We start from the raw sequence: 23,937 nt of genomic DNA on the forward strand, positions 1-23,937 counted from the left end.
TGCTGCCGGCTCAGGCCCGTGCCAGCGCCTGCTCGATGTCCCGCAACAGGTCTTCCGGGTCCTCGAGCCCCAGCGACAGGCGCAGCGTGCCGGGGCCGATGCCCGCCTCGGCGCGCGCCGCCTCGTCGAGGTTCTTGTGCGTCGTCGTGGCGGGATGGGTAACGAGGCTCTTGGCGTCGCCCAGATTGTTGGAGATCCCGATGATTCCGAGCGCGTTCTCGAAAGCGAAGGCCGCTTCCTTGCCGCCGGCAAGGTCGAAGCAGACGAGCGTCGAGCCGCCCTTCATCTGGCGCGCCACGATGTCGGCCTGCGGGTGATCGGCGCGGCCGGGATAGATGACGCGGGAGACCTTGGGATGACCGGCCAGGAAATCGGCCACGCGGCCGGCATTCTCCGTCTGCTGGCGCACGCGCAGCGGCAGCGTCTCCAAGCCCTTCAGCAGCGTCCAGGCGTTGAAGGGAGAGAGGCTGGGGCCGGTATGGCGGAAGTAATCGTGCAGGTGCTCGTCGATCCACGCCTTGTCGGAGAGGATGACGCCGCCCAGGCAGCGCCCCTGGCCGTCGATGTGCTTGGTGGCGGAATAGACGACGACGTGAGCGCCGAGCTCCAGGGGTTTTTGCAGGATGGGCGTGGCAAAGACATTGTCGACGACCAGCCGCGCGCCGATGCTGTCGGCCAGGCTGGCGATGGCGGCGATGTCGCAGACCTCCAGCGTCGGGTTGGTGGGACTTTCCAGGAAGAAGAGCCGGGTGTTGGGGCGCACCGCCTCCTCCCAGGCCGCAATCCGCGCCCCGTCGACCAGCGTGGTCTCGATGCCCCATCGCGGCATCAGGGTCTCCACCACCCAGCGGCAGGAGCCGAAGAGCGCCCGCGCTGCCACCACGTGGTCGCCCGCCCTCAGCGAGCACAGAAGCGCGGCCGAGACGGCGGCCATGCCGGAGGCCGTGGCGCGCGCATCCTCTGCCCCCTCCAGCGCGCACATGCGCTTCTCGAACATGTCGACGGTGGGATTGGCATAGCGCGAATAGATGAAGCCCGGCTCCTCGCCCTTGAAGCGAGCTTCGGCGGCCTCGGCGCTTTGGTAGAGGAAGCCCTGGGTGAGGTAGATCGCCTCCGACGTCTCGCCGAACTGCGAGCGCAGCGATCCGCCATGCACGAGAGCGGTTTGGGGTTTCCAGTCGTCGGGATTCTTCGTCATCGTCTCTGCCCAACAAAAACCGGCCGCGAAAGCCGGTCGAGCATCGAGCGCGGCCTTTTAGCGACTTCTTTAACGTGGCTGCAAGCCGACCGGCCAAATCACCACGGGATAAAATCCCTTTAGACGCGGGAATGGCTTGCGTCAATCGTACGCGGCGCTAAACGTCGCAGGTCAGCCTTTTGGGGAAGAAGCCATGGCATCTGCGGGCATCCTGCCGGATAAGGAGATCGCGGCGCTGTTCGAGGCCGGCGCGCTGTCGGCGGCGCGCCCGCTCGATGCCGATCAGATCCAGCCGGCAAGCCTCGACCTGCGGCTGGGCGAGGTGGCCTATCGCGTGCGTGCCAGCTTCCTTCCTGGTCCCGGCTGCCGCGTGGCCGAAAAGCTGGAGCGGCTGAAGCTGCATCAGTTCCGGCTTGACGAGGGCGCCGTTCTCGAGGTCGGCTGCGTCTATATCATCCCGCTCATGGAAAGCCTCGCTCTGCCGGCGGATGTCTCGGCTTCGGCCAATCCGAAAAGCTCGACGGGCCGGCTCGACATTTTCACCCGGGTGATGAGCGACCGCGGCCAGGAATTCGACAAGATCGCGGCCGGCTATGCCGGGCCGCTTTATCTGGAGGTAAGCCCGCGCACCTTTCCCATCGTGGTGCGCCCCGGCTCCAGGCTTTCGCAGATACGCCTGCGCCGCGGCAACGCCCAGCTCGACGGGGAGGCCCTGGCCGCCCTGCATGCGCGCGAGACGCTGGTGGCCGCGGAAAGGCCGAACATCTCCGGCGGCGGCATCGCCCTTTCCATCGACCTCGGCGGCGGGCCGGGCGGGCTCATCGGCTATCGCGCCAAGCACCACACGGGGCTCATCGACGTCGACCGCAAGGCCGCCTATGCGGTGCCGGACTTCTGGGAGCCGCTCTACAATCACGGGGCGGCCGATCTGGTGCTCGACCCGGACGAGTTCTACATCCTGGTCTCGCGCGAGGCGGTGCATGTGCCTCCCGCCTATGCGGCGGAGATGACGCCCTTCGACCCGCTTGTGGGCGAGTTCCGCGTTCACTATGCGGGCTTCTTCGACCCCGGTTTCGGCCACTCTGCGGCCGGTGGCACCGGCAGCCGCGCCGTGCTGGAGGTGCGCAGCCACGAGGTGCCCTTCATTCTGGAGCATGGCCAGATCGTCGGCCGCCTCGTCTATGAGCGCATGAGCGCCCTGCCGGACCGGCTCTATGGCGCTGGCCTCAAGTCGCACTATCAGGGCCAGGCGCTCAAGCTGTCGAAGCATTTCCGCGCCGGCTGAGCCCGCCCACCGGCAGGCGCCGGCATGCCCTCAGGGCTGCCCGGCTCCGCGCAGGGCCCTCACCTCCTCCCGCAGTGCCTTAAGCTCCGTCAGGATCGCGGCCTGTTCCTGCTGCAATGCGCTGCGCTCGGCCGTGGCTTCCGCCTCGTGCTCGGCCTGCATGGCCGAGACGATGATGCCGATGAACAGGTTGAGCACCGTGAAGGTGGTGCACAGAATGAAGGGAATGAAGAACAGCCAGGCCCAGGGATAGACCTCCATGACCGGCCGCACGATGCCCATGGACCAGCTTTCCAGCGTCATGATCTGGAACAGGGAATAGGCGGAGTGGCCGATGGTGCCGAACCAGTCGGGAAATTCCTGCCCGAAGAGCTTCGTGGCCATGACCGAGAAGACGTAGAAGAGCAGGCCGAGCAGCAGGATGATCGAGCCCATTCCCGGCAGTGCGGCCACCAGCCCGCCGACCACCCGCTTGAGCGAGGGAACCACGCTCACCAGCCGCAGCACCCGCAGGATGCGCAGCGCGCGCAGGACCGAAAGGTTGCCCGTCGCCGGCACGAGCGCGATGGCCACCACCGCCAGGTCGAAGATGCGCCAGGGATCGCGGAAGAAGCGCAGCCGGTAGACGAGGAAACGCAGCAGGAGCTCGATCACGAAAACGGCAAGGATGATCCGGTCGAGCACGATGAGCAGCGGGCCCGCAGCAGCCATCGCCCGTTGCGACGTCTCCAGGCCCAGGGTGAAGGCGTTGACGACGATGAGAGCGATGATCGCCGCCTCGAAACGGGGCGATTCGATGATTTGCTTGAGCGCGTTCACGGTTGGCAACGTCGGTTGATGGAGACCCCGGCGCAGAAGTGGTGCGCAAACGCCGCCGCGTCAAGCGCTGCCGCCACGGAAAAGCCGCTTGACAGGCCGCCTCCGCGCAGCGATTTAATTGGCCGCGCGCGGGCGTAGTTCAGTGGTAGAACGCAAGCTTCCCAAGCTTGATGTCGTGGGTTCGATCCCCATCGCCCGCTCCAGCCTCTGCAAGAGCTTCTTCCAGTTCCCGAAAGTAAATTGAGCGCACGGGCGACCGGCGTTCTTGAACAAGCCGGCGGAAACATATACTTCGCTATCGCCATCGCCGCACAGGGGGGAAGTCTGATCTTGGCGGGCGGCGTCCAGGAACGAGGATTTCTCCGGGTATGATCAAGCGATTCGTCATTGCATTCGTCCTCCTTGTGCTGATTGTCGGGGGGTTGGTGGGCTACAACCTGTTCCGCGACAGGATGATCCGGCAATTCTTCGCGAATATGCCGGTGCAGCCGGTTCCGGTCTCCACCGTGGTTCTCGAACCCACCAGTTGGACGCCCACCATCGAGGCCATCGGCACGGTGAGCGCCATCAACGGCGTCGATCTGACCGTCGAGGTCTCCGGCATCGTCAGCCACATCGGCTTCGAGGCCAACGATCATGTCGAGAAGGGTGCCGTCCTGGTGCAGCTCGACGACGCCATCGAGCGCGCCGAGCTGGCCGCTGCCGAGGCGCGGGCCAATCTGGACCAGACCAGCCTGCGGCGGGCGATCGAGCTGCAGCGCCGCGAGGTCGGCACGGATGTGAATGTCGATTCCGCCCGTGCCGCTGCGCAGGTCTCCGCCGCGGCGGTGGAAAAGGCCAGGGCGGCACTCGACCAGAAGCAGATCCGCGCGCCCTTTTCCGGCGTGATCGGCATTCCGAAGGTGGTGCTCGGCCAGTACATCACGCCGGGAACCATCGTCGCCACCCTGCAGGACCTGACCACGATGCGGGTCGACTTCACCGTTCCCGAACAGTCGTTCTACCTTCTGGAGATCGGCCAGCCGGTGCGCCTTGGCGCGGACGGCGCAGACGGCACCCCGCACACCGGCATCGTTCGCGGCATCGACCCCAAGATCGACCCGAGCTCGCGCCTCGCCAATGTGCGCGCGGAAGTGGCCAATCCCGATGGCAGGCTGACGCCCGGCCAGTTCACGCAGGTGCATGTGGTGATGCCGGAGGAGGGCGACGTGCTGACCCTTCCCCAGACTGCTGTGGTCACCAGCCTCTACGGCGACCACGTCTATGTCGTGCGCCCGAGCGACGAGGGTGGAGAAGGCGTGGGCGAGGCCGATGCGGACACCGGGGAAGCTGCGGCACTTGTGGTGCGCCAGGTCTTCGTGAAGACGGGCCGCCGCAGCGGCGACATGGTTGAGATCCTCGACGGCCTGTCGGCCGGCGACCGGGTGGTGACCGCCGGCCAGAACCGCCTGAGCAACGGCGCGCCGGTCACCCTCGCCGAAGAAGGCACGCAAGGCGCCGGCGGCACGGCGCAGGCGGTGATGCAATGAATTTCTCCGACATCTTCATCCGCCGCCCGGTCCTGTCGACGGTGCTGGGCGCCATCATCCTGCTTCTCGGCTTCCAGAGCCTCGTCAACCTGCAGGTGCGCCAGTATCCGGAAGTCGAGGAAACGGTCGTCACGATCACCACCTCCTATCCTGGCGCCAGCGCCGACCTGATTCAGGGCTTCATCAGCGCGCCCATCGCGCGTGCCGTCTCCACCACCGAGAACATCGACTATGTCACCTCCCAGAGCCGTCCTTCGATGAGTCAGGTGACGGTGCAGATGAAGCTCGGGTCCGATCCCGACACGGCGCTCACCGAGGTGATGTCGAAGGTTCAGGGCGTGCGTGGCGAGCTGCCCGACGAGGCGGAGGATCCGGTCATCGTCAAGGGAACGGGCGGCCAGTTTGCCATCATGTATCTGGCGCTGCAGAACCCGAACATGACCGCCGAGCAGCTCACCGAATACATCGACCGCGTCATCCGCCCGCGCGTCTCCACGATCCAGGGTGTGGCGGAGGTGCAGATCCTCGGCGCGGCGGACTATTCGATGCGTGTGTGGATCGACCCGATCAAGCTCGCCGCCCGCGCCATGACGGCGAGCGAGGTGCTGGATGCCATCAACGCCTCGAACTTCCTCTCCTCGCCCGGCAAGACGCAGAACGACAGGGTCGCGTCTTCCATCACCGTGCAATCCACCCTGCAGACGCCGGAAGCCTTCGCCGCGCTGCCGCTGAAGTCGGACGGCAATGGCGGTGTGGTGCGCCTGCGCGATGTGGCCCGTGTCGAGCTTGCCGCCGAGAACACCGACACGATCGTCAACTTCAACGGCGAACCGGGCACATTCATCGCCATCTTTCCCACCCCTGCGGCCAATCCGCTGGACACGGCCGCGGCGGTGCTCAAGGAACTGCCCCTGATCCAGGAAAGCCTGCCGGAAGGCATGACCATCACCATGGTCTATGACGCGACGGAGCAGATCGCCGCTTCCATCGAGGAGGTGTTCAAGACCATCGGCGAGGCGGTGGTGATCGTCATTCTCGTCATCCTGCTCTTCCTGGGCTCCTTCCGCTCGGTGCTGATGCCCATCATCACCATTCCTCTGTCGCTGGTCGGCGTTTGCTTTGTGCTTTTCGCCTTCGGCTACTCGATCAACCTGCTCTCCCTGCTCGCCATGGTGCTGGCCATCGGTCTTGTGGTCGACGATGCCATCGTCGTGGTGGAAAACATCCATCGCCACATGGAGGAAGGGCTGTCCGCCATCCAGGCGGCCTTCAACAGCATGCGGGAGATCTCCTCGGCCATCATCGCCATGACGATCACGCTCGCCGCCGTCTTTGCACCGCTGGCCTTTACCGGCGGGCTCACCGGCGCGCTGTTCCGCGAGTTCGCGGTGACGCTTGCCGGTTCCGTCATCCTGTCGGGCGTTGTGGCGCTCACCATCACCCCCATGATGTCGGCGCGCCTACTCAAGCCGGGAGAGCCCGGCCGTTTCCAGGCGCTGGTGGACCGCAGCTTCGAGCGCATCGAGAACCTCTACGAGCGGCTGGTCGCCGGGTCTCTGAAATACCGGCCGGTGACCCTGATGGTCGTCGTCGCGCTCGTTTCGGTCACGGCCTTCATGTTCTTCAAGACCTCCAGCGAGCTGGCGCCGGAGGAAGACCAGGGGGCGCTGTTCTCGCTGGTCACGGCACCGCGCCATGCGACATCGCAGTACACGGCCGGCTATGTCGACGAGATGATGGAGGCCACCCGCGACCTGCCGGAGCTGAGAGCCAGCTTCTCCGCGGTCGCCTTCGGCGGCGACACCAACGAGGCCTTCGCCGTCTGGGCCCTCAAGGACTGGGCGGAGCGGCAACGCACCCAGGCTGAGATCCAGCAGGACATTCAGGCGCGAATCTCCGGGTCCACGGGTGTCGAGGCGCTGGTCTTCTCCCCGCCCACATTGCCGGGCGCGGGCGGCGGGATGCCGATCTCGCTGGTCATACAGTCGACGGGCGCCCCGAGCCAGGTCTATGAGGTGGCCGAGGCCATCAAGCAGCAGGCGGAAGCCTCCGGCCGCTTCATCGTGGTGCAGAACTCGATGTCCTATGATGCGTCGCAGGTGACGATCTCCATCGACCGCGACCGCGCGGCGGCGCTCAACCTGCCGGTCAGCCAGATCGCCCGTACGCTGAGCCTGCTGGTGGGCGGCGGCTCCGTTGCCCGTTTCGACCGCGATTCCAACAGCTACAACATCATCATGCAGGTGCCTCAGGAATACCGCGACAACCCGGAGAGGCTGGGGGATCTGTTCGTGCGCAGCGCGACCGGCGAGATGGTGCCGCTGTCGGCGGTGGTGAACATCTCCACCAATGCCTCTCCGGCCTCCATCGAGCAGTTCAACCAGTTGAACTCCGCAACCATCTCGGCGCTGCCGCGGCCCGGCGTGACCACGGGCACCGGCCTGCAGACGCTGGAGAGTATCGCCAGGCAGAACCTGCCTGCCGGCTTTTTTATCGACTATTCCGGCCAGTCGCGGCTGGAGCAGGAACAGGGCAACACCATTCTCATCGCCTTCGTGCTTGCGGTGGTGGTGATCTATCTGGTTCTTGCCGCGCAGTTCGAAAGCTTCCGTGATCCGTTCATCATCCTGATGTCGGTGCCGCTTTCGATCTTCGGCGCCATCGTGCCGCTCAATCTCGGGCTCGGTACGCTCAACATCTACACGCAGGTCGGCCTCATCACGCTGATCGGGCTGATCACCAAGCACGGCATCCTGCTTGTGGAATTTGCCAACCAGCAGCGCGAGATCCACGGCATGCGCCGGCGCGATGCCATCGTCGCCTCGGCCCGCGTGCGCCTGCGGCCCATTCTGATGACGACGGGGGCCATGTCTCTCGGCGTCATCCCGCTCATCACGGCCTCCGGCGCGGGTGCGGCGGCGCGCTATTCCATGGGGCTGGTGATCTTCACCGGCATTCTGGTGGGAACCGTCTTCACCCTCTTCGTGGTGCCCATGTTCTACACCTATCTGGCCTCGAAGGACCTGCCGGAGCACGCGGAGAAGCCCGATCCCAAGCTGATGCCTGCGTTGCAGGAATGAGGGCCGGCCCGCCCTTGCGCCGGCCATGCGCAGCCCGTATGTGCATGGCCGGCACTTGACGTTCTCGAAGGGGTGAAGCCGTGTCCGCATTGACGAGATTTCTGGGCGACAGCCCGCTGCGCGTGATCGTGAAGCTGCTGGTGATCTCGCTCATCGTCGGCTTCGTCATGAGCGCCTTCCACTGGTCGCCCTGGGACATTCTCGATGCCCTGCGCGATGCCATCCTGCGTGTCTGGAACATGGGTTTCTCCGCCCTCGAGAACGTCTTCCGCTACATCCTGCTGGGGGCGGTCATCGTGGTGCCCGTCTTCCTCATCCTCCGGCTCTTGAGCTACCGGCGGTAGGCTGGCCCATCGGAAACATGGGCACAGTGCCTTGCGCGCCACCCGGCGCACGAGGCAGTGATGCCGCATCGCCCTGCCCAGCCGCGCGGACCGAATCGTGGATCAAGCCTTGCCCGAAGCCCGCCCACGTCCGCCCGTCGAGGTGACGAACCGGCGCGTCCTTGCGATCGCGGTTCCGATGACCCTCGCCTATCTCACCACGCCGCTGCTCGGCATCACCGACACCGCGGTGGTGGGCCAGCTCGGCGAGGCGGCGCTGCTGGGCGGCCTGGCGGCCGGGGCCATCGTCTTCGACGTCGTCTTCAACACCTTCAATTCCCTGCGCGCGAGCACCACGGGGCTGGTGGCGCAGGCGCATGGCCGCGGCGATGCGGAGGAGGAGCGCGCCATCCTCATGCGCTCGCTGGCCGTGGCGGCCGCGGCGGGCGTGGTTCTCATCGTGCTGACGGCCGCCGTCATTGCGCTGGGCACATGGTTCATAAGCCCCGAGCCCCCTGTGGCAGAGGCCATGGAGCTCTATATCGGCATCCGCATGCTGGCCGCGCCGCTCACCCTCATGAACTTCACCATACTGGGCTATGTCCTGGGGCGCGGCGAGGGCGGCCTGGGGCTCTTGCTGCAGGTCGTCCTGAACGGTTCCAACGTCGCGCTTTCTGTTCTCCTGGGGCTGGTGCTCGGCTGGGGGCTGGAGGGCGTGGCCTGGGGCACGGTGTGCGGCGAGGCCGCCGGTGCGGCGGTCGGCTTTGCGGTTCTGGCGCGGCGTTTCGCCGGCGCGCCGCTGCCTGCTGCCGCACGCGTTCTCGATGTGGCGGCGATGACGCGCATGCTGGCGCTCAACGGCGACATCATGGTGCGCTCCTTCGCCCTCCTGGCCGCCTTCGCGCTCTTCACGCGGCAGGGCGCACAGCTCGGCACCGTCACGCTGGCGACGAATGCGGTGCTTTTGAACTTCTGGCTGATTTCCGGTTACTTCCTCGACGGTTTCGCCACCGCCGCCGAGCAGCTGGCCGGGCGGGCGGTCGGTGCGCGCCAGGCCGTCGCCTTCCGTCGGGCGGTCTGGCTCACCACGCTTTGGGGTTTTGCCCTGGCCGCGGCGGCGACGGCCATCTTCCTGATCTTCGGGGAGGGCCTCGTGGCCTTCGTCACCACCGCGCCGCAGGTGCGCGAGACGGCGTCGGCCTATCTCCCCTGGGCCGCGCTCGTCGCCCTCAGCGGCGTGCTAGCGTTCGAGATGGATGGTGTCTTCATCGGCGCCACCTGGTCGCGCGACATGCGCAACATGATGCTCTTGTCCCTTGCCGTCTATGTGGCGTGCGTCTTCGGCCTTGGCGCCGCCTTCGGCAATCACGGCCTGTGGGCGGCGCTGCACGTCTTCATGATCGCGCGCGGGCTGAGCCTCGCCGCCATCCTGCCGAAGCGGGCGCGCCAGACATTTGCCTGACATGACTCAATCGAGCGGCTGGGCCGCCCACGCCTCCACACGGCTGTCCCGGATTTCGGCGATGGATGTCACGCCGCGGGATTCCAGATAGGCATCCATTTCCCGCAGGATGCGCGCGGCAAGGCCGGGCCCCTCGTAGATCATGCCGGTGTAGAGCTGCACAAGGTCAGCCCCGGCCCGGATCTTCTCCAGCGCCGTTTCCGCCGAATCGACGCCGCCCACCCCGATGATCGGCAGCCACGGCCCGATCAGCCGGCGCATCCTGGCAAGCACGCGGGTCGAGCGGGCAAAGAGCGGCGCACCGGACAGGCCGCCCGGTTCCCCGCCGGCGGGGTCTCGCACGCCTCGGCGCGACAGGGTGGTGTTGGAGACGATGAGCCCGTCCACCCGCTTGTCCAGCACCTCCGCCGCGATGTCGGCCAGCGCCGCCTCGGAAAGGTCGGGCGCGATCTTCAGGAAAACCGGGGTGGGCGCCCCAAGGCCCCTGTTCTGCCTGTCGCGGGCGGCCATCACGCGCGACAGAAGCTCGCCGAGCGCCTGGCGCTCCTGCAGGGCCCGCAGGCCGGCCGTATTGGGCGAGGAAATGTTGACCGCCAGGTAGGAGGCCACGGTGGAGAAGACACGCACCCCCTCCTCATAGTCCGCGATGCGGTCGGCGCTGTCGCGGTTGGCGCCGATATTCACGCCCACGATGCCGCCGTGCGGCGCCCTCGCCAGCAGGCGGGAATAGGCGCTCTGGTGGCCTTCGTTGTTGAAGCCCAGCCGGTTGATCACGGCGCGCTCCTCGATCAACCGGAAAACGCGCGGCCTGGGGTTTCCTTCCTGCGGGCGCGGCGTCACCGTGCCGCATTCGGCAAAGCCGAAGCCCAGCCGCAGCAGCGCATCCGGCACCTCGGCATTCTTGTCGAAGCCGGCGGCCATGCCCAGCGGATTGGGAAAGTGCAGCCCCGCCAGGGTGCGCGACAGCCGTTGCGAGGCCGGCGGCGGGCAGGAGAGCGGAACGCCGGTCTTCAGCGCGGCGATCGACAGGGCGTGCGCCCGCTCCGGGTCGAGCGAGGTGAGCAGCGACCGGCTCGCAAGGTCGATGAAACGCTTCATTCTGTGGGTGGAAAACGATGCCGGCCATCGGGGCCGAGTGGCAGGGGCCGCACCCAGCGCACCGCCGCCAGCGGCAGGGGAGCATAGAGATGCGGGAAGAGCTGGCCGCCGCGCGAGACCTCATATCGCAGCGCTTCTCCAAGGGCGGTCTCGTCCACCGCCACCAGCACGAGGTCGGTCTGGCCGGAAAAGTGCTTCTCGGCGGTCTCGCGAAGCTGGGTCCCGGTGGAGAAATGGATGAAGCCGTCCGCGCGGTCCACCGGCGCGCCGTCGAAAACGCCTTCCCGCTCGGCCTCGTGCCACAGCGCGGCGGGACAGATCTTGTAGATCAGCTTTGCCATCAGGGCGCCTATAATGCCATTGGCGGGGGAGCGAAAGTGGCTCCGCGCGCCGATGCCGATTTTTGCACGATCCTATTTGCGGCGCATTCCTTGCCTATGCCGGGGCAGGCAACCGAAATCTGGGAGTAAGACCGATGCGAATTCCGCGTGCCGCCGCCATCCTGGCGCTTGTGGCGATGCTTCCCACCCCCCTTCATGCCGAGGAAACGGGGCGCTTCCATCTGGAAAAGACGGACAGCGGCTACATGCGCATGGACACCCGCACCGGGGCCATCTCGCTGTGCCGCGAGCGGTCGGGCGATCTCGTGTGCAGCGTGGCCGCCGACGAGCGGGCGGCTTATGAGGCCGAGATCGAGACGTTGCGCGAACGCCTCGCCGCCCTGGAGGCGAGGGTGGAGGCACTCGAAGAGCGTGCCGGCGGGCAAGCCTCGCAGCTGCCTTCCGAAGAGGAGTTCGAGCAGACGCTGGGCCTCATGGAGCGCTTCTTCCGCCGTTTCATGGACATCGTGAAGGGGCTTGAGCAGGATTTCAACCAGCCGGAAGGCGGCGAGACGGGCACGCCCGAACGCACGTAAGCCTACAGCATTCTGCAGCCGGATGGAATCATCTGGCGTCGCACAATGCAGCAAAAACAAATAGATGGGCCGGATCAGCGTTTCATTGAAACGATGAACCGGTCTAGACCGCGGTCATCCCGAAGAAGCGCAGAACCAGCGAGGCGGCGAAGAAGGTGCAGGCGACGGTGTAGCTGCGCCGGGCGAAAAGCGCGTAGACATCGCGCAGCACGCAGAGGAAGACGGCCCTGCCGGACGCACCCGCCGGGCGGGAGCTTTTGTCCAGATAGCCCCACACCTCGGTGTGCCGCGGGTTCTGCCGCGGCGCGATCAGCGCCTTGACCACGAGAATCTCCGCCATGGCCAGCGTGAGCAGGGCGCCCGCCATGAAGGCGAGGGCGGGATCGAAGGACAGGCTGATCATGATAAGCCCGATGGCAAACGCGCCGAACATCACGGCCCGGCCGATGCACACAAGCGCGATCCTGCGAATCTTCTCCATTGCTGGCCCCATTGCGTCAGCGCGCCGGCGGGTCGAACCGGGGCAATGCGGCTTGCCCATTTTGCGCCCTTGCGTGCCGCCGGACAAGAACAATCGCGCAACTGGCTTGAAAAGCGCGGCCATCCCCGCATAATCAGGCTTCCTGCCCACACAAGCAGAAAGACGAAACGCGGCGGGACAATGGGGGAGGAACGCTTGCCGGGCTACCGTTTCGTGGTCGCCGATGACCATCCGCTGTTCCGCGGCGCGCTGCGGCAGGCGCTGGGTGGGCTGGATGATGGCTGCACCATTCTCGAGGCGGGCGATTTCGACGAGGTCAAGGCGCTGATCGCCCAGGACCCGGACATCGATCTCGTGCTTCTCGACCTGGCGATGCCGGGTGCCAGCGGCCTTTCGGGGCTTGTGGCGCTGCGCGGGCTCAACCCCGCCATGCCCATCGTCGTCGTCTCGGCCTATGACGATCCGCAGACCATCCGCCGCGCTCTCGATCTCGGCGCCTCCGGCTTCATCTCCAAGTCGGCGCGCATGGAGGAGATGTGCGAGGCCGTCAGCACGGTGCTCGAAGGCGGCATCTATACGCCCGGCGAGATCGAGCTCGGCGAGGAAGGCGATCCCGAAATCTCCGATCTCATCGGCCGTCTTCAGACGCTCACGCCACAGCAGTCGCGCGTGCTCGCCATGCTGGCGGAGGGGCTGCTCAACAAGCAGATCGCCTATGAGCTCGGCGTCTCGGAGGCCACCATCAAGGCGCATGTCTCCGCCATTCTCCAGAAGCTCGGCGTCGACAGCCGCACCCAGGCGGTGATCCGGCTTTCGCGCATCGGCACCGATCCGCTTTCGGAAGGCGTGTAGGGCCCGCCCCCTGGGGGCGCAGGCCGCCGTCCCGCGGGGGCTCTACTCGGCGGCCTGCATCTGCCGGTAACGGGTAAGAAGGGCGCGCAGGCCGGCAGGCTTCAGCGGCTTGTTCAGCACGGTCACGTCCATGGCCTCGGCCGCGGCGCGCACCTCGCTCGTGCGGTCGGCGGTCACCAGCACGGCGGGAATCTCCATCCCCCAGGCGCGGCGCAGCCGGCGCACGGCCGAAAGCCCGTTCTCCCCATCCAGGTGATAGTCGGCCAGGATGATGTCCGGCCGCGCGGAAGGGGGGCGGTGTTCCTCCAGCTCCGAAAGGTCGAGGGCGGTGCGCACCCGGCAGCCCCAGCCTTCCAGCAGAAGCCGCATGCCCTCCAGAATGCGCTCGTCATTGTCGATGCACAGGACATCGAGCCCCGCCAGCGCCACCCCGGCGCGTGGCCGCACCGGCGCCCGCTCGGCGCTGGGCGTCTGTGCCGGCGCGTCGCTGGCCGGCAGGATCACGGAGAAGCAGGTGCCCTTGCCCGGCTCGGAGCGGATGCGGATCTCGAGCCTGAGAACCCGCGCGATGCGGTCTACGATGGACAGCCCCAGCCCCAGCCCCCGCGCCTCGCGCATGCCTTCGTCGAGCCGCGTGAACTCCCGAAACACCGTGTTGAGCGCGTTCTCGGCAATGCCGATGCCCGTGTCGAGCACCTGCAGCTCCAAAAGCGCGCCGCGCCGCCGCACGCCCACCAGCACCCGTCCCCGGCGTGTGTACTTGACCGCGTTGGAGACCAGATTCTGGACCAGCCGGCGGAACAGGTTGCGGTCCGTCCTCACGGACAGCGAGGAGGGCACGATGGTAAGCCCCAGTCCCTTCTCGGCGGCAAGCGGCTGGAAATCGGTGGCGATCTGGCCCAGCAACCCGTTGAGGCGGAAGACGCTCGGCGAAGGCTTCAGCGCGCCCGTGTCGAGGCGCGAGATGTCGAGCACCGCGCCCAGGATCGTCTCCACCGAATCCAGCGAGGATTCGATATTGCTGACCAGCGCGCGCAGCTCGCCCGTCGTCCTGTCCTTGAGCGGTGCGCAGTAGAGCCGGGCGGCATTCAGCGGCTGCAGGATGTCGTGGCCGGCCCCGGCCAGGAAGCGGGTCTTGGAAAGGTTGGCTTCCTCGGCCAGCATCTGCGCCTGCGCCAGCTCCTGGTTGAGGCGCACGAGCTCGGCCGTGCGGCTGGCCACGCGCTGCTCCAGCGTCTCGTTGGCGCGCTTGAGCGCCTCGTCCGCCTCGACGCGCGCCGTGATGTCGGTATAGGTGGCGACGATGCCGCCGCCCGGCATCAGGTTGGAACGGATTTCCACGATGCGCCCGCTCTTCTTCAGACGCAGCTCCCAGGGCGAACCGAAGGAGATGAGCCGGTCGGGCACCGTCTTTTCGGCATCCGGGTCGAGGTTGCCGCAGGCGATCAGGTGGTTGACGATCTGGCCGAGGGAGACGCCGACCTGGCCCATCGTGTCGGGCAGGTCGAAGAGGGTACGGAACTGACGGTTCCAGCAGGTGAGGCGGAAATCCTGATCGAAAACGGTGATGGCCTCCTCCATCTGGTCGAGCGCGGTCTGCAGCAGGTCTCGGTTGTGCTGCAGCGCGATGGAGGCATCGTCGAGCAGCTTCATGGCCTCGCGCGGCGAGCCGTCGTTGCGCTGGAAGAGGAGGGAGAGAATGAGCCTTGCGGAGGACGAGCCGACGGCGCTTGCCAGAAGCTGTTCGGAAAAGCGGATGACGGCCATGCCCGCCTGTTCGTTGCCGTTGAGCGGCACGCCCTGCTGCGCCTCGAAGGTGAGGAAGGAGCGCTCGGTGCGCTCTACCCCGAGATAGCGCGAGATGGTGTCCTTCAGGTCGTTGACGGTGACTGCCGTGCGGAAGCGGCGCAGGTTGGGCATGGGCGCGGTGTCGCGCGGCACGAAGATGGCGGCCTGTATGCGCTCCAGGGGGCTGGCGGCGCGCGACAGGGAGCCGAGAATGAAGAACAGGGTGTTGAGCGAGAGGCTCCACAGCACGCCGTGGTTCAGCGGTTCGGCCACGGTACCGAACAGGGCCTGGGGCTTCAACGCCTCGATGCCGAAGGGACCGTGGACGATGATGCCCGTTCCGGCCGGGGCGAGCGAGGGAAAGAGCAGCGTATAGGCCCAGACGGCAAAGCCTGCGCCCATGCCGAGCAGGGCGCCGCGGCTGTTGGCGCCGCGCCAGATGAGCCCCCCGAAGAAGGCGGGCGCGAACTGCGCGATGGCGGCAAAGGAGATGAGGCCGATGGCCGCCAGCCGGATGTTGGTGGTGATCTCCCGATAGTAGAGAAATGCGGCGAACAGGATGATCAGGATCGCGGCACGGCGGATGTTGAGGATGACGGCCGACCAGTCCTCCTTTTCGCCGCTGTCTGAGCGCAGAAGCCGGCGCACGAAAAGCGGGATGACGAGATCGTTGGAGATCATGATCGACAGCGCCACGCTCGCCACGATGACCATGGCCGTGGCCGCCGAGAGCCCGCCGATGAAGGCAAAAAGCGCCAGAAGGTCGTGGCCGGACAGAAGCGGCAGCGCAAGGACGTAGAGATCGGCATTCGTCCTCTCCCCCACCAGATGCAGCCCGGCAAAGGCGATGGGGATGACGAACAGGTTGATGAGCACGAGATAGAGCGGAAAGAGCCAGCTTGCCGTCTTCAGCTCGTCGGGATGCTTGTTCTCCACGATGGTGACGTAGAACTGGCGCGGCAGCATGACGATGGCGCAGGCCGAAAGCGTCGTCATGACGATCCAGGTGGCAAGCGAGGTCGCAGACGCAAAGGCGTCGGCCACCTGCGGCCGGGCGGCCACGCGGGCCGCGAGGTCCGCCGGCCCGTCGAACATCACGAAGGTGACGGCGACACCGACGGCCAGAAAGGCGGCAAGCTTGACGATCGACTCCACCGCCACGGCGAGCACGAGGCCGTGCTGGTGTTCCGTGGCGTCGGCATGGCGGGTGCCGAACAGCACCGCGAAGAGGGCGAGAAGCATGGCGACGATCAGCGAGATGTCACCGATCATCAGGTCGATGTTCGGCGGGGCGCCGTTGTAGTGCTCCACCATCAGGTTCACCGAATCCGAGATCGCCTTGAGCTGCAGGGCGATGTAGGGAATGGTGCCGGCGGTGGCGATGAGCGTGGCGATGAGGGCCACGGCGAAGCTCTTGCCGTAGCGTGCCGCCAGGAAGTCGGCGATGGAAGTGATCTTCTCGCTCTTGGCGAGCCGGATGATGCGGGCGATGAGCCGGCCGGCGAAGAGGAAGACGAGCGCCGGGCCGATATAGATGGCGAGGAATTCGAAGGCACGCTCCGAGGCAAGCCCCACCGAGCCGAAAAAGGTCCACGAGGTACAGTAGATGGCCAGGCTCAGCGCGTAGATGAACGGTCGCGATCCCGCCTTGCGGATCGCTGCACGCCTGTCGCCATGGCTTGCAATCACGAACAGCAGCGTGACATAGGCGATGGCGATGATGCCGATGACCCACCCTTGCACTGCGAGCGGACCCTCATCCTCCCAAGATGGCAGAGCCAAGCACAGAGCGTGCGCGCTGCGCAATGCTTCTTTCGCATGGGCAGGCGTGGCAGGCGGCGGTTACCATTCGCACGGCTTCTGCTATTCTCATCGCGTGCCGGCCGGAAACGGCGCTGGGCGTTGGCTTGGAGGAAATGGAAATGCTGAATGAATTCAAGGAATTCATTGCCCGCGGCAATGTGATGGACCTCGCCGTGGGTGTCATCATCGGCGGTGCGTTCTCGCTGATCGTCAAGTCGCTCACCGACGACATCCTCATGCCCCTCGTCGGCGCCATATTCGGGGGGTTCGATTTCTCGAACTACTTTCTCCCCCTCGCCTCCGGCGTCACCGCCACCACGCTCGAGGCGGCGCGCGAGCAGGGCGCGGTTCTCGCCTATGGCAACTTCATCACCGTGGTGATCAATTTCCTCATTCTCGCCTGGATCGTCTTCCTGATGGTCAAGGCGGTGAACACCCTGCGGCGCAAGCAGGCCGAACAGCCGGCCGCCCCGGCCGCCCCGCCGCAGGATGTCCAGCTTCTCACCGAGATCCGCGACCTCCTCGCCAGGAAATAGACGGCAACCCGCCCGAAGACAGGGAACCACAGAAATGGGCCTGATGGAGATGTTGCGCGCCGAAGCGCGCGCGGCGCCGGCGAGCGGCATCGTGTCGGTGGTGGACCATGCACGGGGCCGCCAGGGGCTCATTCCGCTGTGGGTGGGGGAGGGTGACATGCCGACCCCCGGCTTTATCCGCGAGGCAGCGGCGGCCAGCCTCGCGGCGGGCGACACCTTCTACACCTGGCAGGCCGGCATTCCCGATCTGCGCGCGGCGCTGGCGCGCTATCATAGCCGCACCTTCGCCCGCGGCTTCGCACCGGAGGAGTTCATCGTCGTGGGCGGCGGCATGCAGGCCATCCAGCTCGCCCTGCATGCGGTGGCCGGCGCCGGCGACGAGGTGGTGTATCTGAGCCCGGCCTGGCCCAACTTTCCCGCCGCCCTTGGCGTTGCCGGCGGGCGGCCGGTGCCGGTGTGCCTGGATTTCTCGGAGAATGGCTGGAGCCTCGATCCCGGCCGCATCGAGGCGGCGATCACGCCGCGCACGCGCGCCCTTTTCATCAATACGCCGTCCAACCCCACAGGCTGGACGGCGGACCGCGATACGCTGCAATCGGTGCTCGACCTTGCGAGAAGGCGGGGGCTGTGGATCATTGCCGATGAGATCTACACCCGGTTTTTCTATGCCGAAGACCGCGCGCCTTCTCTTTTCGACATCGCGCAGGAAGACGACCGTATCCTCTTCGTGAACTCGTTCTCGAAGAACTGGGCGATGACGGGCTGGCGGATCGGCTGGATCCGGGCGCATCCCGCGCTGGGCCCGATGTTCGAGAACCTGGTGCAGTATTCCACCTCCGGCGTGGCCGAGTTCATGCAGCGCGGGGCCGTGGCCGCCCTGGACGGGGGAGACGCCTTCATCGGGGAGCAGGTGGCCCGGGCGCGCCACAACCGCGACCGGCTCTGCAGCGCCCTTGGGGAGAGCGGCCGTGTGCGGCTGGCGGTGCCGGAGGGCACCTTCTATCTCTTCCTCGCCGTCGAAGGCGTGGAGGGAACCGCGCGCTCCGCGATTCGCATCGTCGATGAGACGGGCGTCGGTCTGGCGCCGGGTGCCGCGTTCGGGCCGGGCGGCGAACGCTTCTTCCGCCTGTGCTTCAACCGCGGGGCGGATCAGATCGAGGAGGCGGCGGACAGGCTGGCCGCGTGGATCGGGCGATAGCCTAACCGCCGGCCTTGGAAACCACCAGGGGAATGACGCGGTCGGAGCGGGCGGCGGGCGCCTTCTCGGTGTCCTGGAAGGGAATGCCGAGTGCCTGCCATGTCTCCAGAAGCGCCTCTTTGAGCGTCTCGATGAGCGCGTCGGAGTGGAAGGGCGTGGGCGTGATGCGCAGGCGCTCCGTGCCGCGCGGCACGGTGGGATAGTTGATCGGCTGGATATAGATGCCGTGCACCTCCAGAAGCCGGTCGCTGGCCGCCTTGCAGAGCTCCGGGTCGCCCACCAGCAGCGGCACGATGTGCGTCTGCGAGGGCATCACCGGCAGGCCGGCCTCGGTCAGCACGTCCTTGGTGCGCTGCGCCTGTCGCTGATGCCGCTCGCGCTCGGCGCTCGATGTCTTGAGGTGCCGGATGGAGGCCGTGGCCGCTGCCGCGATGGCCGGCGGCAGCGCCGTCGTGAAGATGAAGCCCGGCGCGTAGGAGCGCACGGCATCGACGATGGCGGCCGAGCCGGTGATGTAGCCGCCGATCACGCCAAAGGCCTTGGCCAGCGTGCCCTCGATCACGTCCATGCGGTGGGCAAGCCCCTCGCGCTCGGTGATGCCGCCGCCGCGCGCGCCATACATGCCGACGGCGTGCACCTCGTCGATGTAGGTCATCGCGTTGTAGATCTTCGCCAGATCGGCAATCTCGGCGATGGGCGCGATGTCGCCATCCATCGAATAGACCGATTCGAAGGCGATCAGCTTGGCGCGCTCGCGCCCGGCGGCCTTCAACAGGCTTTCCAGATGGTCGAGATTGTTGTGGCGGAAGATCTTCTTCTCCGCGCCGGAACGGCGGATGCCCTCGATCATCGAGGCGTGGTTCAGCTCGTCCGACAGGATGAGACAATCCGGCAGCAGCTTTCCGATGGTCGAAAGCGACGCTTCGTTGGAGATGAAGCCCGAGGTGAAGACGAGGGCGGCCTCCTTGCCGTGCAGGTCGGCCAGCTCCGCCTCGAGTTCCACCAGCGGGTGATTCGTGCCGGAAATGTTGCGCGTGCCGCCGGCCCCCGAGCCCATGCGGCCCGCCGTCTCGCGCATGGCGGCGATCACATCCGGGTGCTGGCCCATGCCCAGATAGTCGTTGGAGCACCAGACGGTGATTTCCCGTGTCTTGCCCTGCGCGCGCCAGATGGCGCGCGGGAAGGCGCCGGCGATCCGCTCCAGATCCGCAAACACACGGTAGCGCCGCTCCGCGTGCAACTGGTCGATTGCCTCGGAAAAAAACCGTACGTAGTCCATTGTGTCTTTCCTGGGTTTCGGGCGCGATCATAGTCGCCCGCCCGCCCCGCGTCCATCACCGCAAGCAGGGCAAAATGCCACGTCGCGGCACCGCCCTCAGCGCGCCGGCGGGCCGTTCTCCAGGTTGAAGGAAGCCGCGGCCTCGCGCACGCTCATCATGTCGGCCACGGTCCACAGCGCATCGATGATCCTGCGGCGCTCTGCCGGGTCGAGACGCGCAAACCGCGCGGCGAAATCGCGTCCCAGCGGCTCCGGCGCGTTCGCCACCAGCGCCATGCCCTTGTCGGTCAGTCGCGTGTGAACGATGCGCCTGTCCTGGGCCGAGCGGTAACGCTCTATGATGGCGCGCTCCTCCAGCTTGTCGAGGATGGTGATGACGGTGGCCGGGCTCAAATCCGCGTGCGCCGAAAGCGCCGTGGTGGTCACCTCGCCGAGCGCGGCGATTGCCCTCAGGATGGCAAGCTGGGGGGCGGTGAGGCCGATGGCCTTGGTCAGCGCCTTGGATTGCAGATCGTGGGCGCGCAGGATGCGGCGCACGGCCTTTTCCACGATGCGCAGCTCCTCATGGGGGAACCGGCGGGCGGATTGTGCGTTCTGGGGCTGCGGGTTCATGCTGGGGCTATTTATTTGACATCGAATTATCACAACTATAATTAATTCGCTGTCCAGCGCAAACACAAGTCAGAAAGGGATCAGCCGCTTCACATGTGCGGAATTTGCGGAGAATTGAGATTCGACGGCGCCCGGCCCTCGCCCGTCGCCTTGTCGAAGATGATGGACAGCCTCGCCCCGCGCGGGCCGGACGGGGCCGGCGTGGTGATGCATGGCAACGCTGCCCTCGGCCATCGGCGGCTGAAGATCATCGACCTGTCGGAGAAGGCGCGCCAGCCGATGGAGGACCCCGAACTGGGGCTTTCCATCTGCTTCAACGGCTGCATCTACAACTACCCGGAGCTGCGTGCCGAGCTTGAAGCCAGGGGCTATCGCTTCTTCTCCAACGGCGATACGGAGGTGATCCTGAAGGCGTGGCACGCCTGGGGAGAGCGTTGCGTGGAGCGCTTTCACGGCATGTTCGCCTTCGTGCTTGCCGAGCGCGACACCGGCCGCTTCGTCATGGCGCGCGACCGCTTCGGCATCAAGCCGCTTTATCTGTCGCAGACGCCGGAGGCCGTGCGCTTCGCCTCCTCGCTGCCGGCGCTTCTCGCCGCGGGCGACGTCGATACCTCCATCGACCGGGTGGCGCTGCATCACTACATGACCTTCCACGCCGTTGTGCCGGCGCCGCACACCATCCTCAACGGCGTGCGCAAACTGCCTCCCGCCACCATCCGCGTCATCGAGGCCGATGGCAGGACGCACGACCGCGTCTATTGGGACCCACCCTACGAGCGCGACCCGGCTCTTGCCGCCCTAAGCGGCGAGGAATGGCGCGACCGGGTGCTCGACGCGCTGCGCCTCGCCGTCAAGCGCCGCATGGTGGCGGATGTTCCCGTCGGCGTGCTGCTTTCGGGGGGTGTGGACTCCAGCCTGATCGTCGGCCTTCTGGCGGAGGCCGGGCAGAGCGGGTTGATGACCTTTTCCGTCGGCTTCGAGGAGGCAAATGGCGAGAAGGGCGACGAATTCGCCTATTCCGACCTCATCGCCGAGCGCTTCGGCACCGACCATCACAAGATCTTCGTACCCTCCGAGAAGCTGATGGAGGCTCTGCCCGGCACCTTCCGCGCCATGTCGGAGCCCATGGTCTCCTACGACAATGTCGGCTTCTACCTGCTCTCGCAGGAGGTCTCGAAGCACATCAAGGTCGTCCAGTCGGGCCAGGGGGCGGACGAGGTGTTTGGCGGCTATCACTGGTACCCGCCGCTGATGAGCTCGAACGACGTGGTGGGCGACTATGCCAGGGTCTTCTTCGACCGCCCGCACGAGCGGCTGCGCAAGGAGCTTTCGCCCGAATGGATGATCGAGGAGGATGCGAGCCGCGCCCTGGTGGCCGCCCACCTGACGCGGCCCGGTGCCGACACGCCCGTGGACGCCGCATTGAGGCTCGATTCCTCGGTGATGCTGGTGGACGATCCGGTCAAGCGCGTTGACAACATGACCATGGCCTGGGGGCTGGAGGCGCGGGTGCCCTTCCTCGATCACGAGCTTGTCGAGCTTGCCGCGCGCATCCCGCCCGAGGAGAAGCTGAAGCATGGCGGCAAGGGTGTCCTGAAGGAGGCGGCGCGGCAGATCATCCCCAGCGAGGTGATCGACCGAAAGAAGGGTTATTTCCCCGTGCCGCAGCTCAAATATGTGGACGGTCCCTATCTCGATCTGGTGCGCGATGCGCTGGGCGCCCAGGCGGCGCGCGAGCGCGGGCTGTTCCGGCAGGACTATCTGGACAGACTCTACGCAGCTCCGGCCGATCACATCACCCCCCTGCGCGGCTCGGAGCTGTGGCAGGTGGGGCTTCTGGAGTTGTGGCTGCAGACCCACGGGATTTGATCTGATGTCGGGAAGGGATGGGGCCCATCGAGGGCGCAGCGACAAGGCGCTCGGCCATCGCCTCAAGCGGTTGCGCAGCGAGATTATGAACCCGGCGCCGGGACAGGGCGAAAGGGAGGACGCGAAGCAGGCGAAATCCGTCGCCCTCGATCTCGGCTGGGGCAGGCTGCTTTTCGCCCAGACCTACGAATCCAACCGGGCGCTTGCCGATGCCTTGCGGGAAGAGGGGCCGGCGCGCCGCGACATCGCGTTCTACATCCGCGATCCGCACGTGCTCCTGGCGCTGGCGCCGCAGGAGCTGTTCCTCGATCCTTCCCACACCTACAGGCTGGATCTGGCCACCTATCGCCCTGGCCAGCGCCGGCCACGCGGCTTTTTCATTCGTCGGCTTTCCACCGAGGCCGACGCCGATGCGGTCAACGCCATCTATCAAAGCCGCGGCATGGTCACGGTCAGGCCCGACTTCTTCTGGCGCAAGCGCGACAGCCGCGCCATCACCTATCTGGTGGCCGAGGACGAGCGCACCGGCGACATTCTGGGCACGGTCACGGGGGTCGACCATCGCCGTGCCTTCCGCGACCCGGAAAACGGCTCCTCCCTCTGGTGCCTGGCGGTCGACCCTCAAAGCCCCCATCCCGGTGTCGGCGAGATGCTGGTGCGGCGGCTTGCCGAGCATTTCCAGGCGCGCGGCGCCAGCTTCATGGACCTCTCGGTGATGCACGACAACGAGCAGGCCATCGCGCTTTACGAGAAGCTGGGCTTCCACCGCGTCCCCATCTTCGCGGTGAAGCGCAAGAACCCGATCAACGAGCGGCTGTTCACCCATCCGCCGGCCGCCTACGAGCAGCTCAACCCCTATGCGCGCATCATCGTGGACGAGGCGCAGCGGCGCGGCGTCGCCGTCGACATCACCGATGCCGAAGGCGGCTTCTTCCGGCTGTCCTTCGGCGGTCGTTCCATCCACTGCCGTGAGAGCCTTTCGGAGCTGACATCGGCGGTCGCCATGTCGATCTGCGACGACAAGGCGGTGACGCGCCGCGTGGTGGAGCGGGCCGGACTTGCCGTGCCCGAGCAGATCGACGCGGCAAGCGGGCGCGACGAGCTGGCGGCGTTTCTGGCCAGGCACGGGCGTGTCGTCGTGAAGCCGGCGCGCGGCGAGCAGGGGCGCGGCGTTGCCGTGGGAATCGAGACGATCGAGGATCTGGAAAAGGCCGTGGCCGCGGCGCGCGAGGTTTGCGACCGGGTTCTCGTGGAAGCCTGTTTCGAGGGGGAGGACCTGCGGCTCGTCGTCATCGACTACCGGCTCGTGGCGGCGGCGGTGCGCCGGCCGCCGCGCGTGGTCGGCGACGGCGTGAGCAGCATCGAGAAGCTGATCGCCCATCTCTCCCGCCGCCGCTCGGCCGCCACGGGCGGCGAGAGTTCGATCCCGGTGGACGAGGAGACGCGGCGTTGCCTCTCTGCGGCGGGCTATGCGCTGGATTCCGTACCGGCCGAGGGCGAGGAAGTGGTGGTGCGCAAGACGGCCAATCTGCACACCGGCGGCTCCATCCACGACGTGACGGAGGAGGTGCACCCCGCGCTGGTGGACGCGGCCTGCAGGGCCGCGCGCGCCATCGACATTCCGGTTGTGGGAATCGACTTCATGGTACGGTCGCCAAGCCGGTCCGAATATGTTTTTATCGAAGCGAATGAGCGGCCGGGCCTGGCCAATCACGAACCGCAACCCACCGCCGAACGCTTCGTCGATCTTCTGTTTCCCCGCTCGGGCCCGAAATCTGCGAAGCAGGCGCTCGGCTCCAAGGAGTGATT

19 protein-coding genes, 1 tRNA gene and 1 riboswitch are annotated in these 23,937 nt (G+C 66.6%); of the genes, 12 read left to right on the top strand and 8 right to left on the bottom strand.

Annotated features, from left to right (window positions below; translation table 11 throughout):
• Positions 1-10 precede the first annotated feature (10 nt).
• On the bottom strand, positions 11-1,198 hold the full coding sequence (locus tag NYR58_RS07545; protein ID WP_261519871.1) for an O-succinylhomoserine sulfhydrylase: 1,188 nt from the start codon (positions 1,196-1,198) through the stop codon (positions 11-13).
• Between the two features lie 37 nt (positions 1,199-1,235).
• A riboswitch (SAM riboswitch) is annotated at positions 1,236-1,313 on the bottom strand.
• Between the two features lie 78 nt (positions 1,314-1,391).
• Between NYR58_RS07545 and NYR58_RS07550 the strand changes: the two genes are divergently transcribed.
• Complete coding sequence (locus NYR58_RS07550; protein ID WP_261519872.1) at positions 1,392-2,483, top strand: 2'-deoxycytidine 5'-triphosphate deaminase; 1,092 nt, start codon at positions 1,392-1,394, stop codon at positions 2,481-2,483.
• 30 nt (positions 2,484-2,513) lie between these two features.
• Here NYR58_RS07550 and NYR58_RS07555 read toward each other — a convergent pair whose 3' ends face one another.
• Complete coding sequence (locus NYR58_RS07555) at positions 2,514-3,302, bottom strand: ion transporter (RefSeq protein WP_261519873.1); 789 nt, start codon at positions 3,300-3,302, stop codon at positions 2,514-2,516.
• Between the two features lie 128 nt (positions 3,303-3,430).
• Here NYR58_RS07555 and NYR58_RS07560 point away from each other — a divergent pair.
• The 5 genes from NYR58_RS07560 (at position 3,431) to NYR58_RS07580 (ending at position 9,696) form a co-directional block, all read left to right on the top strand.
• A tRNA-Gly gene (locus NYR58_RS07560) sits at positions 3,431-3,505 on the top strand.
• 165 nt (positions 3,506-3,670) lie between these two features.
• Entirely contained in the window at positions 3,671-4,831 is a 1,161-nt protein-coding gene (locus NYR58_RS07565; protein ID WP_261519874.1) for an efflux RND transporter periplasmic adaptor subunit, read from the top strand.
• Positions 4,828-7,911 (top strand): efflux RND transporter permease subunit, encoded by a 3,084-nt coding sequence (locus tag NYR58_RS07570; RefSeq protein ID WP_261519875.1) that lies wholly within the window; start codon positions 4,828-4,830, stop codon positions 7,909-7,911. Before NYR58_RS07565 ends, NYR58_RS07570 begins: the two co-directional genes overlap by 4 nt.
• Before the next feature lie 80 nt (positions 7,912-7,991).
• A complete protein-coding gene (locus NYR58_RS07575; RefSeq protein ID WP_261519876.1) occupies positions 7,992-8,255 on the top strand; it encodes a DUF6460 domain-containing protein in 264 nt (87 codons plus the stop codon).
• A gap of 97 nt (positions 8,256-8,352) precedes the next feature.
• Positions 8,353-9,696: an MATE family efflux transporter gene (locus NYR58_RS07580; RefSeq protein WP_378074615.1), complete on the top strand. Its 1,344-nt coding sequence runs from the start codon at positions 8,353-8,355 to the stop codon at positions 9,694-9,696.
• Positions 9,697-9,702: 6 nt separating this feature from the next.
• Here NYR58_RS07580 and NYR58_RS07585 read toward each other — a convergent pair whose 3' ends face one another.
• Both NYR58_RS07585 and NYR58_RS07590 read right to left on the bottom strand, forming a co-directional pair.
• Entirely contained in the window at positions 9,703-10,794 is a 1,092-nt protein-coding gene (locus NYR58_RS07585; RefSeq protein WP_261519877.1) for a quinone-dependent dihydroorotate dehydrogenase, read from the bottom strand.
• Positions 10,791-11,135, bottom strand: a complete 345-nt coding sequence (locus tag NYR58_RS07590) for a DUF952 domain-containing protein (RefSeq protein ID WP_261519879.1) — start codon at positions 11,133-11,135, stop codon at positions 10,791-10,793. The genes NYR58_RS07585 and NYR58_RS07590 overlap by 4 nt, the downstream gene beginning before the upstream one ends.
• A gap of 134 nt (positions 11,136-11,269) precedes the next feature.
• On the opposite strand from NYR58_RS07590, the gene NYR58_RS07595 reads away from it, so the two are divergent.
• The gene (locus NYR58_RS07595) at positions 11,270-11,710 is read left to right on the top strand and encodes a hypothetical protein (RefSeq protein ID WP_261519880.1); all 441 of its coding nucleotides are present in this window, start codon (positions 11,270-11,272) and stop codon (positions 11,708-11,710) included.
• A gap of 103 nt (positions 11,711-11,813) precedes the next feature.
• On the opposite strand, the gene NYR58_RS07600 is transcribed toward NYR58_RS07595, so the two are convergent.
• Positions 11,814-12,191 (bottom strand): hypothetical protein, encoded by a 378-nt coding sequence (locus NYR58_RS07600; protein WP_261519882.1) that lies wholly within the window; start codon positions 12,189-12,191, stop codon positions 11,814-11,816.
• Between the two features lie 180 nt (positions 12,192-12,371).
• Here NYR58_RS07600 and NYR58_RS07605 point away from each other — a divergent pair, with 180 nt between their 5' ends.
• Positions 12,372-13,043 (top strand): response regulator transcription factor, encoded by a 672-nt coding sequence (locus tag NYR58_RS07605; RefSeq protein ID WP_378074614.1) that lies wholly within the window; start codon positions 12,372-12,374, stop codon positions 13,041-13,043.
• Between the two features lie 42 nt (positions 13,044-13,085).
• Here NYR58_RS07605 and NYR58_RS07610 read toward each other — a convergent pair whose 3' ends face one another.
• Positions 13,086-16,574 carry a PAS domain-containing hybrid sensor histidine kinase/response regulator gene (locus NYR58_RS07610; RefSeq protein WP_261519884.1) on the bottom strand — a complete coding sequence of 1,163 codons (3,489 nt, stop codon included), beginning with the start codon at positions 16,572-16,574 and terminating at the stop codon, positions 13,086-13,088.
• A 179-nt stretch (positions 16,575-16,753) separates the two neighbouring features.
• On the opposite strand from NYR58_RS07610, the gene mscL reads away from it, so the two are divergent.
• Together mscL and NYR58_RS07620 are read left to right on the top strand one after the other, a co-directional pair.
• On the top strand, positions 16,754-17,170 hold the full coding sequence (mscL, locus tag NYR58_RS07615) for a large conductance mechanosensitive channel protein MscL (protein ID WP_261519885.1): 417 nt from the start codon (positions 16,754-16,756) through the stop codon (positions 17,168-17,170).
• 34 nt (positions 17,171-17,204) lie between these two features.
• Positions 17,205-18,368: a pyridoxal phosphate-dependent aminotransferase gene (locus NYR58_RS07620; RefSeq protein WP_261519886.1), complete on the top strand. Its 1,164-nt coding sequence runs from the start codon at positions 17,205-17,207 to the stop codon at positions 18,366-18,368.
• Position 18,369: 1 nt separating this feature from the next.
• Here the strand turns inward: NYR58_RS07620 and hemA are convergent, their stop codons facing one another.
• Both hemA and NYR58_RS07630 read right to left on the bottom strand, forming a co-directional pair.
• Positions 18,370-19,647, bottom strand: a complete 1,278-nt coding sequence (hemA, locus tag NYR58_RS07625; RefSeq protein WP_261519887.1) for a 5-aminolevulinate synthase — start codon at positions 19,645-19,647, stop codon at positions 18,370-18,372.
• A 96-nt stretch (positions 19,648-19,743) separates the two neighbouring features.
• Positions 19,744-20,259 (bottom strand): MarR family winged helix-turn-helix transcriptional regulator, encoded by a 516-nt coding sequence (locus NYR58_RS07630; protein ID WP_261519890.1) that lies wholly within the window; start codon positions 20,257-20,259, stop codon positions 19,744-19,746.
• Positions 20,260-20,352: 93 nt separating this feature from the next.
• Here NYR58_RS07630 and NYR58_RS07635 point away from each other — a divergent pair, with 93 nt between their 5' ends.
• Positions 20,353-22,128, top strand: a complete 1,776-nt coding sequence (locus NYR58_RS07635) for an N-acetylglutaminylglutamine amidotransferase (protein WP_261519891.1) — start codon at positions 20,353-20,355, stop codon at positions 22,126-22,128.
• A 4-nt stretch (positions 22,129-22,132) separates the two neighbouring features.
• Positions 22,133-23,935 (top strand): N-acetylglutaminylglutamine synthetase, encoded by a 1,803-nt coding sequence (gene ngg, locus NYR58_RS07640; RefSeq protein WP_261519892.1) that lies wholly within the window; start codon positions 22,133-22,135, stop codon positions 23,933-23,935.
• Positions 23,936-23,937: the final 2 nt, after the last annotated feature.

The sequence above is a fragment of the Chelativorans intermedius genome (assembly GCF_025398255.1).
In the GTDB taxonomy this organism is placed as follows: Bacteria; Pseudomonadota; Alphaproteobacteria; order Rhizobiales; family Rhizobiaceae; genus Chelativorans; species Chelativorans intermedius.